Annotated in this window: 11 protein-coding genes and 1 tRNA gene; 9 read left to right on the top strand and 3 right to left on the bottom strand. The window is 65.2% G+C overall.

Translation table 11 applies throughout. The annotated features are described in order from the left end of the window. Positions 1-16 precede the first annotated feature (16 nt). Positions 17-1,996, bottom strand: a complete 1,980-nt coding sequence (locus K7G82_RS01030; protein WP_222987957.1) for an alpha/beta hydrolase family protein — start codon at positions 1,994-1,996, stop codon at positions 17-19. Between the two features lie 186 nt (positions 1,997-2,182). Here K7G82_RS01030 and K7G82_RS01025 point away from each other — a divergent pair, with 186 nt between their 5' ends. From K7G82_RS01025 to K7G82_RS00995, 7 genes are all read left to right on the top strand, one after another. Continuing rightward, positions 2,183-3,163 carry an agmatine deiminase family protein gene (locus K7G82_RS01025; RefSeq protein ID WP_425517231.1) on the top strand — a complete coding sequence of 327 codons (981 nt, stop codon included), beginning with the start codon at positions 2,183-2,185 and terminating at the stop codon, positions 3,161-3,163. Continuing rightward, on the top strand, positions 3,160-4,008 hold the full coding sequence (aguB, locus tag K7G82_RS01020; RefSeq protein WP_222987956.1) for an N-carbamoylputrescine amidase: 849 nt from the start codon (positions 3,160-3,162) through the stop codon (positions 4,006-4,008). The genes K7G82_RS01025 and aguB overlap by 4 nt, the downstream gene beginning before the upstream one ends. A gap of 13 nt (positions 4,009-4,021) precedes the next feature. Then, positions 4,022-4,315 (top strand): putative quinol monooxygenase, encoded by a 294-nt coding sequence (locus K7G82_RS01015; protein ID WP_222987955.1) that lies wholly within the window; start codon positions 4,022-4,024, stop codon positions 4,313-4,315. A 29-nt stretch (positions 4,316-4,344) separates the two neighbouring features. Beyond that, on the top strand, positions 4,345-4,833 hold the full coding sequence (folK, locus tag K7G82_RS01010) for a 2-amino-4-hydroxy-6-hydroxymethyldihydropteridine diphosphokinase (RefSeq protein ID WP_343228498.1): 489 nt from the start codon (positions 4,345-4,347) through the stop codon (positions 4,831-4,833). A gap of 24 nt (positions 4,834-4,857) precedes the next feature. Then, positions 4,858-4,933 (top strand) — tRNA-Lys (locus K7G82_RS01005). 114 nt (positions 4,934-5,047) lie between these two features. Continuing rightward, positions 5,048-6,622: a fatty acid--CoA ligase gene (locus K7G82_RS01000; protein ID WP_222987954.1), complete on the top strand. Its 1,575-nt coding sequence runs from the start codon at positions 5,048-5,050 to the stop codon at positions 6,620-6,622. Between the two features lie 3 nt (positions 6,623-6,625). Then, on the top strand, positions 6,626-7,693 hold the full coding sequence (locus K7G82_RS00995; protein ID WP_222987953.1) for an acyl-CoA dehydrogenase family protein: 1,068 nt from the start codon (positions 6,626-6,628) through the stop codon (positions 7,691-7,693). An 11-nt stretch (positions 7,694-7,704) separates the two neighbouring features. On the opposite strand, the gene K7G82_RS00990 is transcribed toward K7G82_RS00995, so the two are convergent. Beyond that, positions 7,705-8,853 carry an acyl-CoA dehydrogenase family protein gene (locus K7G82_RS00990; RefSeq protein ID WP_222987952.1) on the bottom strand — a complete coding sequence of 383 codons (1,149 nt, stop codon included), beginning with the start codon at positions 8,851-8,853 and terminating at the stop codon, positions 7,705-7,707. Between the two features lie 58 nt (positions 8,854-8,911). Next, positions 8,912-9,652, bottom strand: coding sequence for a helix-turn-helix transcriptional regulator (locus tag K7G82_RS00985; RefSeq protein WP_222987951.1), 741 nt, complete (start codon positions 9,650-9,652; stop codon positions 8,912-8,914). A 150-nt stretch (positions 9,653-9,802) separates the two neighbouring features. On the opposite strand from K7G82_RS00985, the gene K7G82_RS00980 reads away from it, so the two are divergent. Beyond that, positions 9,803-12,253 (top strand): TonB-dependent receptor, encoded by a 2,451-nt coding sequence (locus tag K7G82_RS00980; protein WP_222987950.1) that lies wholly within the window; start codon positions 9,803-9,805, stop codon positions 12,251-12,253. Between the two features lie 2 nt (positions 12,254-12,255). Then, complete coding sequence (locus K7G82_RS00975; protein WP_222987949.1) at positions 12,256-13,176, top strand: oxygenase MpaB family protein; 921 nt, start codon at positions 12,256-12,258, stop codon at positions 13,174-13,176. Positions 13,177-13,271: the final 95 nt, after the last annotated feature.

Here is a 13,271-nt window from a genome sequence, read left to right as displayed (position 1 = left end):
TTTTCATTTACGGCGCCTATTTGGCGGGAAGCCCCAACGCGGTGCGCAGAAAAGCGTCGCTCTTCCGCAGCATGTCGCTGCGCGCGGCAGAATCCTGAAGATAATGGTCGAGTTTTGGATAGACCACGAGTTCATGCTTCTTGCCGGCATCGCGCAGACGATCCGCCATCAGCCGGGACTGGCGAACCGAGACATTGATGTCCTTGTCCCCATGGAACAGCAGCACCGGCACCTTGATGGCGGCCGCATTCTGCGCGGGTGACCCTTCGCGGATATGCGGCCCGGTGCCGATGAAATCGGAGACCGCGAGAAAATTGGTATAGTTGCGCGCGTCGCTTCTCAGCGCTTCGAGATCGGTGACGGGCGCGACCGCGACCGAGGCCTTGTAGAGATCAGGCTCGATCGCAGCCGCCTGAAGCGCCGCATAGCCGCCATAGGACCAGCCGAAGATCGCGAGCTTGGCGGGATCGGCGATGCCTTCCGATATCAGCCAGCGCGCGCCCTCGTTGACGTCCCCGATCGCCGTTCGCCACGACTGGAAGCCGTTTTTCTGATACCAAGCGTCGCCATAGCCGGCAGATCCGCGGAAATTGGGTTGCAGAACCGCGAAGCCCTGCGCCGCGAAATATTGGGCCAGCCAGTCGAAACCCCATTCGTCACGCGCGCCGGGCCCGCCGTGCGGCATCACGATGGTCGGCAGGTGCTTGCCCGTGCCGCCGGCGGGCACGGTCAGATAACCGGGCACGACCGCGCCATCCTTGGTCTTGTAGCTGACCGGCTTCACCGGCGAGAGCGTGACCTTTTCGAGTTGCGGACGCACCAGCAGCGTCTCCGCCAATTGCCGCGTCTTCTTGTCGAACAGGAAATAACGGCCGGGATCGACATCGCTGCCCGCCCAGAGGAGCAGCTTGCCTTCGTCCAGGCTGGAATCCTTGAAGTTGATCAGCGGAAGCCCTGGAATCGCCTTGGACAGCGAAGCCTGCAACCGCTTGAGTTCGGGGTCGAAGAATTCGACCTGCCGCTTCTCGGTGGCATAGGATACACCGACGACGCGATTGCGCCGGCCGATCTGGACCAGACCATCGACATCCACATTGGGATGGCCGAACACGAGCTTCTCGGTCATCGCTCCGTCGAGCGACACGCTGAACAGTGCCTGGCGGCCATCCTTGTCGGCAAAGCCATAGGCGACGTCGAGATCGCGATCGACGGCATGGGGGTTGAATGCGCCGCCGCTGGTGACGTTCACCTTGGAAAGCGGCTTCCAGTCATTGTCGTCCTTGGTACGATAACGATAGAGGATCGACCGGCCGGCATAGCCGACCGCCCCTTGCACCGGTTGCAGGCCCATGATGCGGACCCGGCCATGCCCATCGGAGATATATTCGATCGCGTCGCGCTTCGGATTTTCGATGACGCGCGTTTTCAGGGTCAGCGTATCGATCCGCTCGACGCCCAATCCGTCGAGCCTGCTGGCGACATGCGTTCCGGTATCGCTTTCCGGGATGAACTGCCGGGTCTTGAGGACCGCGCCGCTCTCCTCCGGCAGCCAATCCAGCACCGATCCGCCGAACTGGTCGAAACCGAGCGCGCGGTCGCTTCCGCGTGTGCTCACGATCTTGGCGCCGCTGCCATCGGCGTTGAACGCCACCAGCCTCGCGACCGGGGCCAATATGCCTTCGATCTCGGACATCGCGAAGATCGAGCAGACAAGCCGATCGTTCGATACCCATCGGCACCAGCTCAAACGCTCCGGATCGCCATCGATCCCGGTCACGCGAACCGGTTTGCCGCTCGCGATATCGACGACATAGACCGACGCCCCCTGCCCCGCCGGCGCCGGCTGAATAATCGCGAGCCTGTCTCCATTCGGTGAGAGCGCGATATCCTCGATGCTCTCGCGCACGCCGAACAATGCGGCATTGTCCGTCTGCGCCCAGGCGATCGACGCGGGCATGCCCCCGGCGGCCAGAACAGCCAGATACATCTTACGCATACCCATACCCCCTTGTCCGCATGCGCCCTCCCCTGGTTCGCGCGCGTTTCGTCCGCAGCGTGCCCGCAACAGCCTCCTGAATTCAACTCGCAAAAGCACCATAACGGACCAATATCCGCCCTCGCGCTTTACAGCCCTGCCCGGGCTTCGCTAGGCAACGGCGCCTGCCACCCAAGGATATCGTCAGTGACTCTTCGCATGCTTCCCGAATGGGCGCCGCACGCGCGCGTCTGGATCGGATTCCCCAGCCATGAAGTCGAATGGCCCGGCGTGCTCGACGACGCGCGCGCCGAAGTGGCGGCCTTCGCCAACGCCGTCCATGCCGACGGCAAGGGTGAGGCCGTGCATCTGATCGCCGCCGACGCCGCATCCGCCGAAGCGGCGCGCGCGCTGGTCGTGCCCGGCGTGATCGTGGAGGAGCATCGCTTCGGCGATATCTGGCTGCGCGACACCGGACCGATCATCGTCGGCACCGGCGCCGGTCGCCAGGCACGCGATTTCGGCTTCAACGGCTGGGGCGGCAAATATGAGATGCCCGGCGACGAGGATATCGGCGCGCGGCTGGCCGCGACCATCGGCATGGCCGCCGACCGCTGCCACTGGGTGTTCGAGGGCGGCGCGATCGATGTCGATGGCACTGGTCTCGCCGTCACCACCGAGCAATGCCTGCTCAATCCGAACCGCAATCCTGAAATGGACCGCGCGACGATCGAGACGCGGCTTGCCATGGATCTGGGGCTCGATCGCATGCTGTGGCTGGGCGACGGGCTGCTCAACGATCATACCGATGGCCATGTCGACAATCTGGCGCGTTTCGTCGGCCCCAACCGCCTGGCCGTCCCCGAACCGGCGGGCGACGACGATCCCAACGCCGCCATCTATGCCGATGTCCGCGCCCGCGCGGCGGCGATGGGGATCGATACGGTCGCCCTGCCCTCGCCCGGCCTCGTCCGCCGCGACGGCGAGATCGTGCCGGCCAGCTATATGAACTTCTATATCGGCAATGCCGCCATCGTCGTGCCCATCTATGGCGCCCCCAATGACGACAAGGCGGTGGCCGCGATCCAGTCACTGTTTCCCGATCGCCGGGTTGTCGGATTGCGCGCGGATCATATCTTGGTCGGCGGGGGCAGCTTCCACTGCATCAGCCAGCAGGTGCCAGAATGAACGAGGTCACGGTCGCCGCGCTCCAGCTCGCGCTGAGCGACGATATCCAAACGAACATCGCCGCGGTTTCGGCGCTTGTCCGCGACGCCGCCACGCGCGGCGCGAAGATCATCCTGCCGCCCGAATTGTTCGAAGGCCATTATTTCTGCCAGGTCGAGGACGAGGCGCTGTTCGCGCGCGCGCAGCCGACCGCCGACCACCCGGCGGTGACGGCGATGCGCGAACTGGCGGCGGAGCTGAAGGTCTATATCCCCACCAGCTATTTCGAAGCCGATGGACCGCATCACTATAACAGCCTGGCGATGATCGACGATGCCGGCGAGATCATGGGCATCTATCGCAAAAGCCATATCCCGGACGGGCCGGGCTATGAGGAGAAATATTATTTCCGGCCCGGCAATACCGGCTTCAAGGTGTGGAAGACGCGTTACGGCACGATCGGCGTCGGCGTGTGCTGGGATCAATGGTATCCCGAAACCGCGCGCGCGATGATGCTGATGGGGGCGGAACTGCTCTTCTATCCCACCGCGATCGGCACCGAACCCTATGACGACGATCTGGACACCAGCCGCATGTGGCGCCGTGCGATGCAGGGCCATGCCGTGTCCAATGTCGTGCCGGTAATCGCCGCCAACCGGATCGGGACCGAAGGCGAGATGGATTTCTACGGCCACAGCTTCATCGCCGACGAACGCGGCGATTTCCTTGCCGATTTCGGCGCAGGTGAAAGCGGTGCGCTGGTCGCGACGATCGATCTCGACAAAGTGCGCACGCATCGTGCAGGTTTCGGTTTCTTCCGCGACCGGCGGCCCGAACTCTACGGCCGTCTCGTCCAGGATATCTGAAGGGGAAGCGCAGATGACGATCGCCAGGCACTATATCATGCATGCCGCCGAAGGGCATGACGCGACGCTGGAAACCGCGCTTGCCGCGCTTGCCGACGCGGTGCGCGCCGTTCCCGGCAGCGAGGGCGTCGAGCTGCTGCGCGATCTCGGCAACGAGCGCCGCTTCATTTTCATCGAGAAGTGGGAATCGGTGGAGGCGCACAAGGGCGCACGCGATCATCTGCCCAGGGACGCTTTCGATCCTGTCGGCGCGGTGCTCGACGGTCCGCCCGATGGCGCCTATTTCGACTATCTGAAGACAGTCTGACGCTGGCTGGCCGGCCGGATCTTTATGCCGTGGCGCTGGGATCGAACCGGCGCCACGGCCGCCATGGCGCGCCCGAACGCGTCGTCGCCGCCGCGATCGCGGCGATGGCCGATGCGGGGCTGACCATCCTTGCGGTCTCTCCGACTCTGACGACACCGCCCATCGGCCCATCGATCCGCCGGTTCGCCAATGCCGCGGCGCTGATCGAAACCGCCCTGCCCCCGGCCGCGCTGCTCGCGCGTCTCAAAACGATCGAACGCGACTTCGGCCGCCGTCGTGGCCAGCGTTGGGGCGCGCGCGTGATCGATCTCGACATCATCCTGTGGTCCGGCGGGCTCTGGGCCTCCCCCACGCTTTCGATTCCCCATCGGGCGTTCTGTACCCGCGATTTCGTGCTTTTCCCGCTCGAACGCATCGCACCGGACTGGATCGATCCGCTCGGCAATCGTTCGATCCGGCAGCTCGCCGCTCGCTTGCGCCGCAGAAGGCCGGTTGACCGTCCGGCGACGCGCCCCTAGGGGGAGGCGCGTAACGATCGTGCCGGGCCGTTAGCTCAGTCGGTAGAGCAACTGACTTTTAATCAGTAGGTCGCTGGTTCGAATCCAGCACGGCTCACCATCGTTTCCGTGGGGCCTCGCAGCGATGCGAGGCCCTTTATCCTTCCGCCTGCCACAATCGACAGCTTGGCGCCCGGCCGCCGTCATGAGACTGTCCTCGCGGAGAGGATAAACCATGACCGATCGCGCGACCGAAACCTTCGGCGATGTACTGCGCCGGCACGCCAGCGAGCGCCCCAAATCCGTGGCGCTCCGCTTCGGAGAGCGCGTCACCGACTATGCGACGCTCGACGCGCAGACCAACCGCATCGCCAACGCGCTGATCGCGGCGGGCGTGGAGCCCGGTGCACGCGTCGCCTATCTCGGCAAGAACAGCGACACGGCGGTCGCGCTGGCGCTTGGCGCGGGCAAGGCGGGCGCGGTGCTGGTTCCGATCATCTGGCGGCTCTCGCCCGACGAGATCGCATGGATCCTGTCGGATTGCGGCGCGCGCCTGCTGATCGTCGACGCCCCGATGGGAGACACGGCCTGCGCGCTGGCGACCGACGACTTCACGGTCATTTCCATCGGCGGCGCGCGGAGCGACAAGAGTTGGCACGATTTCGATACGTGGCGCGACGCCGCCCCCGCCACGCCGCCCCCGGTGAAGGTGGATGCCGACGACATATTGATCCAGATCTACACCTCCGGCACCACGGGCCGCCCGAAAGGCGCGATGCTGGCGCATGCGAACGTCACCCGGTTCAGACCTGTCATCGACGCCGAGGCGATCGGCTGGCTGACCCCGGATCCCGACGAGACCGCGATGCTGGTCATGCCCTTCGCGCACATCGCCGGCGTCGGCACCGCGCTGCTCGCCATCTATGCGGGTCAGGAGAATATCGTCCTGTCCGAGTTCGACCCCGGCCAGGTGCTCGACGCGATCGAGCGGCACCGGTTGCGCCGCCTGTTCCTGGTGCCCGCCGCACTCCAGATCCTGCTTGCGCATCCCCGGGCCGAAACCACCGATTTCTCCAGCCTTCGCTATTTCTCCTATGGCGCGAGCCCGATTCCGATCGAACTGCTCAAGGCCGGCATCGCCCGGCTCGGCTGCCAGTTCGTCCAGGTCTATGGCATGACCGAAACCTGGGGCGCCGTGACCGCGCTCGCGCCCGAAGATCATGATCCCGACCGGCTCCACCTGATGGCCTCGGCGGGTCGTGCGATGCCGGGCGTGGAACTCCGCATCCTCGATCCGGACGGCAATGCGCTGCCGCCCGGCATGGCGGGAGAGGTCGCGATCCGCTCGCCATCGAACATGAAGGGCTATTGGAACCGGCCCGATGAAACGGCGCGCACGCTCGATGCGCAGGGCTGGATCCGGACCGGCGACGCCGGTTTCCTCGACGATCAGGGATATCTCTTCATCCAGGACCGCATCAAGGACATGATCATTTCGGGCGGTGAGAATGTCTATCCCGCCGAAGTGGAAAGCGCGCTCTACGGTCATCCGGATATTGCCGACGTCGCAGTAATCGGCGTGCCCGATCCGCACTGGGGCGAAGCCGTGAAGGCCATTGTCGTGCCCAGGCCCGGGACGAATCCCGACGCGGATAACATCATCGCCCATGCCCGGCAGCGGATTGCGCGGTTCAAATGCCCGAAGAGCGTCGACTTCATCGACGCGTTGCCGCGCAATCCGTCGGGCAAGATCCTGCGCCGCGAATTGCGCGCGCCCTATTGGGCGGGCCATGCCCGGCATGTGAACTGACCGATGCCGCCGCTTGCCCGTACCGAGGAACAGCGCATGCTCCAGCACGCGGTCGCCCAATATCTGGCGGCACGCCGGCCGGCGGACATGGATACGCTCTGGCGGGGCCTGTCGGCCGATCTCGGGCTGATGGGAACGGGCATCGCAGAGGATCGGGGCGGCCATGGCGGAGGCGATATCGAGATCACGATCGTGATGGCCGAACTGGGCAGAGCCCTGACCGACCAAACCTGGCTGGAGACGATGGTCGCGGCGCGATTGCTGGCGCGAACGACGGAAACGTCCCCCCGTCTCGACGCCATGATCGCCGCGATCGTCGCGGGTGACGCGAGATTTGCGCTGTTGTTGCCAGGCGCGGCGGCGATCACGTCGCGGGCGACGGCTGATGGATGGGTGATCGACGGCGGACAATGCCTGGTCGTGGGCGGCGCGACCGCCACGCATCTGATCGTCGCCGCGGAAACCGGCGCGCGGTGCCCGATGCTGCTGCTGATCGATGCGGACGCGCATGGCGCCAGCCGATCGGTGCGGCGCATGATCGATGGCAGCATGACCGCCGATATCGGGTTTTCGGCCACACCCCTTTCAGCCGACGCGCTTATCGCCGTCGAAGATGAGGCGACAATGCTCGTCGATTGGGCGACGGACGCGCTGCTCGCCGGCCGCAGTGCCGAGATCGGCGGAATATTGGCGCGGATGCTGGAAGAGACCACGGCGTTCATGCGCGAGCGCCGGCAGTTCGGAAAGCCGATCGGCACATTCCAGACGCTTCGCCACCGGCTGGTCGACATGCATATCGAAGCGGCCAAGGCGCAGGCGCTGACGATCGCGGCGACGGACGCGCTTGGCCATGCCGGCGGCGCGCGCGCGCGCATGGCCAGTGCGGCACGGGTCCAGGCCGGCCTCGCCGCACGATGCGTCGGCGAAGGCGCGGTTCAGATCCATGGCGCCATGGGGCTTACCGACGAGCTTCCGCTTGGCCGCTCCTTCAAGCGCGCGCGCTATCTGGCGAGCCTGGGCGGCAATATGGACGATCACCTCGCGCGCCATGCACTGGCGAACGCCGCCTGATACGCACCGCCCTATTCGATCGCGCCGAGTAATTGGCGTGCGATGATGTCGCGCTGGATCTCGTTGCTGCCGCCATAGATGCTCGCGGCACGGTTGTTCAAATAGCGTGGGACGATCACCGCCTGCGTATCCGGCGTATCGTCCGACGGCCAGGCCCAGGCATCCACGCCCCCGATCTCGAGCGCGATATCGTCCAGACGCTGCGACGCCTCCGTCCCCATGATCTTGAGCATCGAGGCCAGCATGGCATGATCGGCAGGAGACAAGCCGTCCGACATCGCATGAAGTTCGAGCGCCTGCAGCGCATCCAGTTCGATCGCGGCAGTGGCGAGCCGGTTCCGAACCATGACGGAGAGCGGATCGCAGACCGTTCGCAACTGCTCCAGATAGGCGATCAAGGGCGGCGCGTAGCGCCCGCCCCGCTCGAAGGTGAGCAGATGTTTCGCGACCGTCCAACCGTCATTCTCGGCGCCCAGCCGGTTGGCCTTGGGCACGCGCACATCGTCGAAAAACACCTGGTTCAGCTCATGGTCGCCCGCGAGCGTGACGATCGGATCGACGCGGATGCCGGGGCTCCCCATATCGATGAGGAGGAAGCTGATGCCCGCTTGCGGACGCCCGCCCTGCCCGGTCCGCACCAGGCAGAATATGCGGTTGGCGAACTGCGCATGCGTCGTCCAGATCTTGGATCCGTTGAGCACATAATCGTCACCGTCATCCGCCGCCCTCAGCCCGAGCGCGGCCAGATCGGACCCGGCGCCCGGCTCCGAAAAACCCTGGCACCAGTAATCCTCACCCGACAGGATGCGCGGCAGATAATGCGCACGCTGCGCATCGCTGCCATAGTGCATGAGCACCGGCGCAACCATCTTGAGCCCCATCGGCGCCAGAGCGGGCGCGCGGGCGCGGGCGCATTCCGCCGCGAAGATGTAGCGGCGCAGCTCGCTCCACCCCGTTCCGCCAAATCGCTCCGGCCAATCCGGCGCGACCCAGCCGCGCGCATGGAGGATACGCTGCCAGGCCAGCGAGATCGCCGGATCGATGAACACGCTGGTCGCGCGCCGCGTCGCACGGCGAAGATCGTCGGGTAGCGCCGCTGCCAGAAAGGCGCGAACCTCGTCGCGAAATGCCAGATCGCCGGGAGAAAGCAGCGCGTCCATCCGCGCAACATCGCGTGATCACCGAGGTCCGACAAGCTGACGCTCGTGACAGGCCCGGTCAGCGCGCCCCGACGAAACCGAGCCCTGCCGCCGTCTGGATCGCCTGTGCCCTGCCCGTCGCCCCAAGCTTCGCGCCGGCGTTTCGCAGATGGAACCGCACCGTCGATACCGACAGCGACAGGATGATGCCGATCTCGCCGTCGGTCTTTCCCGCCGCCGCCCAGCGCAGGCACTGGACCTCGCGCCGGGTGAGCGCGGTGGGTTCCGCCGCATGGCGCGGGCGGCCGGATGCCTCGGCATGGCTGGCGACCAGTTTCAGCGCCAATGCGTGAAGATGTTCGGCATGACGATCGAACACCGCGGCAACGTCGATCGGGTCACGCGCCGCCCAGACCACCGCGCCGACCATGCCGCGCGGCAGGTGCGCGGGCGCGATGATCGCGGCCTGGATGCCGGTGGTCGACGCGACGCGCGAGCAATCGATCCCGTCGAGCAGCGCCGTCGGCCGCCAGCTCCGCAGGTACCCCTCCGCATAATGAAAGGGCTCGGCGGTCAGGCGCGCGGCGTGCAGGAAGGGCGAATCGAGCGCGAGGCGGCGATTGCGCCAATAGTGATTGGCGGGATCCACCCATTGGAAGCTGGTTTCGGCATAGGGTCGCCCGGCCGCATCGCACATCGGCTCCGGATCGCCCAGATCGCTCTGCGCCGCGATAAACGGCAATCCATGGGCGATTCCCGCCGCCCGCACGGCCTCTATCGACGCGGCGGTCACCGCCCAGCCATCGTTTTCGTCCAGCACCGTCCCCCCTTCCCTCGCGTCACCCTGCCACGGGTGTCAGCTTGAACGAAAGCCCGGCGGCGCGCGATTGTCCACCACGCTACCGGCTCTTGCATGCCGCCCAGACGCGGACTGCAGTCAACAATCGCCGGGGTGGAGAGGTCAAGGGTGATGACGCACAAGATGCTCTGGATGGCCGGTACCGCGATGATCCTTGCGGGCGGGCAGCCCGCATTCGCACAGGTCAGCGCGGATTCCGCCGAACCCGTCAACATGGGGGACATCATCGTCACCGCGCAGCGCCGCGCGGAAGCGATCAACGATATCGGCATGGCGATCCAGGCCTTCGACGCCGAAAGCCTGACCGCATTGCGGGTGACGAGCGTCAAGGATCTGACCACCGTCGCGCCCAGCTTCACCGTCTCGCAAAGCTATCAGGGCGTGCCCACCTACACGTTGCGCGGCATCGGCTTCAACACGATCAACCTGTCCGCGACATCCACGGTCGGCACCTATGTCGACGAAGTTGCCTATGCCTATCCGATCATGAACACCGGCCCGATGATGGACCTGGAGCGCGTCGAACTGCTCAAGGGGCCGCAGGGCACGCTCTATGGGCGCAACACGACGGCGGGCCTGGTCAACCTGATCACCGCCAAGCCGACCGAGACATTCGAAGCGCGCGTGGCCGCCGAACTTGGCAATTACGAAACCTATAATTTCGAAGGCGTCATCTCCGGCCCGATCGCGCCCAGCCTGGGGGTGCGCGTCTCGTTCCGCAGCGAAAACAGCGACAAGGGCTGGCAACGCAGCAATGCGCGCGGCGAACGGCTGGGCGAGATCGAGAAACATGGCGTTCGCGTCGCACTGAAATACGAACCCTCGATCGATACCAATATCGATCTGTCATGGTCATGGTGGCGCAACAGATCGGATACCGTGGCGGGCCAGGGCATCGGTTTCACCCCGGCGACCGACCCCGCCAATCCCGCGGGCAGCAATTCGCGCTTCTTCAACGCACCCGGACTCGCCGCCTATATCGCCGCGAACCAGCCGGGCAGCGCGCGCGACGCCGATTGGGCGCCCTATGCCACGCGATCGGCGGATATCGGAACCGGACTGGGGCTGGACGGCCCCTTGCGCGAGAACAACCGGTTCCACGGGCTGAAGCTGCGCATCGATCAGGCGCTGAGCGACGATATCAAGCTGGTTTCGCTCACCAGCTACAACGACTTCAAGCGCAATGCGCTGTCCGACTGGAGCGGCGTTCCCTACGAGATACTGCTCCAGAACACCGTCGGACGGATCCGCTCCTTCGCCGAGGATATCCACCTGGAGGGTGAAAGCGGCCCGGTCACATGGCTGGTCGGCGCCTATTATGCGCGGGATCGCATCCTGGACAGCAACCGCACCCTGCTGGGCCAGAACGCCAATGTCGGGCTGATCCGCGCCGCCGGGCAACCGCTGCTCGCCACCCCCTTCAACTGCTGCGGCTATACCGCCGCGCAGCTCAACCAGGCATTCCGCACCTATGAGGATATCGGCCGGATCAGAACGACGACATGGAGCGTGTTCGCCAATGCCGACTGGAAGATCAGCGACCGGTTCAAACTGAATGCCGGCATCCGCTATACCGAGGACAAGCAGCGATACAGCGGCTGCTCGCGCGATTTCAACGGCAACATGCTGCCCAATGTGAACGTCGTGAACCGCGCGCTCTATTTCCAGAATTACGGCAAGATGGCCGCACCGATCGCGCAAGGGCAGTGCAACACCTTCGATCCGGTGAACGGCACGTTCGGCGAAATCAACTCGCTGCTCGACGAGGACAATGTGTCGTGGCGCGTCTCTGCGGACTGGACGCCGTCCGACGATACCCTGTTCTACGCATCGGTCTCGCGCGGCGCGAAATCGGGTACGACGCCGATCAACGCCGCCAATCTCGCGCGGCAGAACGCGCCGGTGAAGCAGGAATTGCTGACCGCCTATGAGCTCGGCTTGAAAGCCAGCCTGGCCGGACGAGCGCTGCAGGCCAATCTCTCGGCCTTCTACTACGACTACAAGAACAAGCAGATCAGCACCTATTTCGCCGATCCGATCTACACCGCGCTGTCTCGGCTCGACAATGTGCCCAAGTCCGAAGCCTATGGCGTCGAGGGTGAACTGAACTGGCGGCCATCGCGCGCGGTGACGGTGGCCGCGACCGCCCTGTGGCTGCATACCGAAGTCAAACGCTATCTGGGCACCAACGCCGCCGGCCAGCCTCAGGATTTCGCGGGAGCGGAATTCATCTACAGCCCCGATTTCCAGGGCAGCCTGTCCGTGATCGTCGATCAGCCGATCAGCGACAGCCTGAACCTGCAGGCAACGCTCAACGGCCGTTACCAGAGCAAGTCCAACACGATCTTCGAGGATCTGCCGCTCTACAAGATCCCCGGCTATGGCGTGGTCAATGGCAGCATCGGCATCGCCGGCCCCGACGACAAATGGTCGGTCTCGCTCTGGGCGCGCAACCTTTTCGACAAATATTACTGGACCGCGGTGGCCAGCAACGCGAATGTCGTCGTGCGCTTCGCAAGCCCGCCACGGACCTTTGGCGCCACCCTGGCCGTTCGGTTCTGACGATGACCGGACCAGCCCCGAACCCCTATGCGATCGACTATCTGAACCCGCCGGGCGCGCCTTCGCTCATCCCGCCCGGTTCGCCGCAATGGCGGGTGTTCAAGAATGTCGTGGCGCTCGGCATCGGCGGTGTCGCGGCGGTGCTCCTGGAGTTCGCGGATGCGCGCATCCGTTCGGGCGTCTGGGACCATTCGACCTACAAGATCGATCCGGTCGGCCGGTCGCGCCGGACCGGTATCGCGGCGCTTGCCGGCGTGTTCGCCCCCGCAGACACGGCACGGCGCATCATCGGCGGCGTCAACCGCATGCATCGCAAGGTGGTGGGCGATACGCCGTCCGGCGAGCCCTATCGCGCGCTCGACCCCGAATTGCTCGATTGGGTAAGCGCGACCGCAAGCTACGGCTTTCTCGAAGCGTATCATCGCTTCGTGGCTCCGGTATCGGACGCGGATCGCCTGCGTTACTATCACGATGGCGAAGTTGTGGCGCGGCTCTACGGCGTGGAGAACGCCATCCGGTCGGACGCCGATTTCTTCGCGATGCTCGATCATCTGGCGCCGCGTTTCGAACCGCACCCCATCAACCTGGAATTCCTGGACATCGTGATGTCGGGCCGGGGGGCGCCGGCGATTCCGCGCGGCCTTCACCGCGCACTGGGCCATGCCGCGGTCTCCATCCTGCCACCGGCCGTGCGAGAGAGACTGGAACTGGGACCGGAATTCGATCTGAGCGGACGGGAGGCCGCGGCGCTGCGGATCTTCGGCAAGCTGGCCGATCGCATTCCCGTACCCAATTCCCCGCCCTGGCAGTCGGCCCGTCGCCAGGGCCTTCCCGGACGGTTCGCATGGCGTTCGCCAGATGCCCAGCAAAGGCTCTTGCGACGATCGGTCGCGGCCGGCGCCGCATCTACATCTCAGGCATAGGGTCATAAATCCGTCCAATCGGGCCATTCCGTCCGTTTGCGACAAACAACCGCCCCGAAATGCGAACCCACATCCTTGAAGGATGCACAAGCTGT

This window comes from Sphingomonas colocasiae, from assembly GCF_019880585.1.
GTDB lineage: Bacteria > Pseudomonadota > Alphaproteobacteria > Sphingomonadales > Sphingomonadaceae > Sphingobium_A > Sphingobium_A colocasiae.
The sequence above is the reverse complement of the archived record's forward strand: the minus strand, read 5'-3'. Positions and strand labels throughout refer to the sequence as shown.

What these genes read in the sequence shown, in the direction of transcription:
- K7G82_RS00990 (WP_222987952.1), bottom strand. Translation starts at nt 8,853, where the DNA reads ATGGACGCGCTGCTTTCTCCCGGCGATCTGGCATTTCGCGACGAGGTT.
- K7G82_RS00975 (WP_222987949.1), top strand. Translation starts at nt 12,256, where the DNA reads ATGACCGGACCAGCCCCGAACCCCTATGCGATCGACTATCTGAACCCG.
- K7G82_RS01030 (WP_222987957.1), bottom strand. Translation starts at nt 1,996, where the DNA reads ATGCGTAAGATGTATCTGGCTGTTCTGGCCGCCGGGGGCATGCCCGCG.
- aguB (WP_222987956.1), top strand. Translation starts at nt 3,160, where the DNA reads ATGAACGAGGTCACGGTCGCCGCGCTCCAGCTCGCGCTGAGCGACGAT.
- K7G82_RS00980 (WP_222987950.1), top strand. Translation starts at nt 9,803, where the DNA reads ATGACGCACAAGATGCTCTGGATGGCCGGTACCGCGATGATCCTTGCG.
- K7G82_RS00995 (WP_222987953.1), top strand. Translation starts at nt 6,626, where the DNA reads ATGCCGCCGCTTGCCCGTACCGAGGAACAGCGCATGCTCCAGCACGCG.
- K7G82_RS01015 (WP_222987955.1), top strand. Translation starts at nt 4,022, where the DNA reads ATGACGATCGCCAGGCACTATATCATGCATGCCGCCGAAGGGCATGAC.
- K7G82_RS01000 (WP_222987954.1), top strand. Translation starts at nt 5,048, where the DNA reads ATGACCGATCGCGCGACCGAAACCTTCGGCGATGTACTGCGCCGGCAC.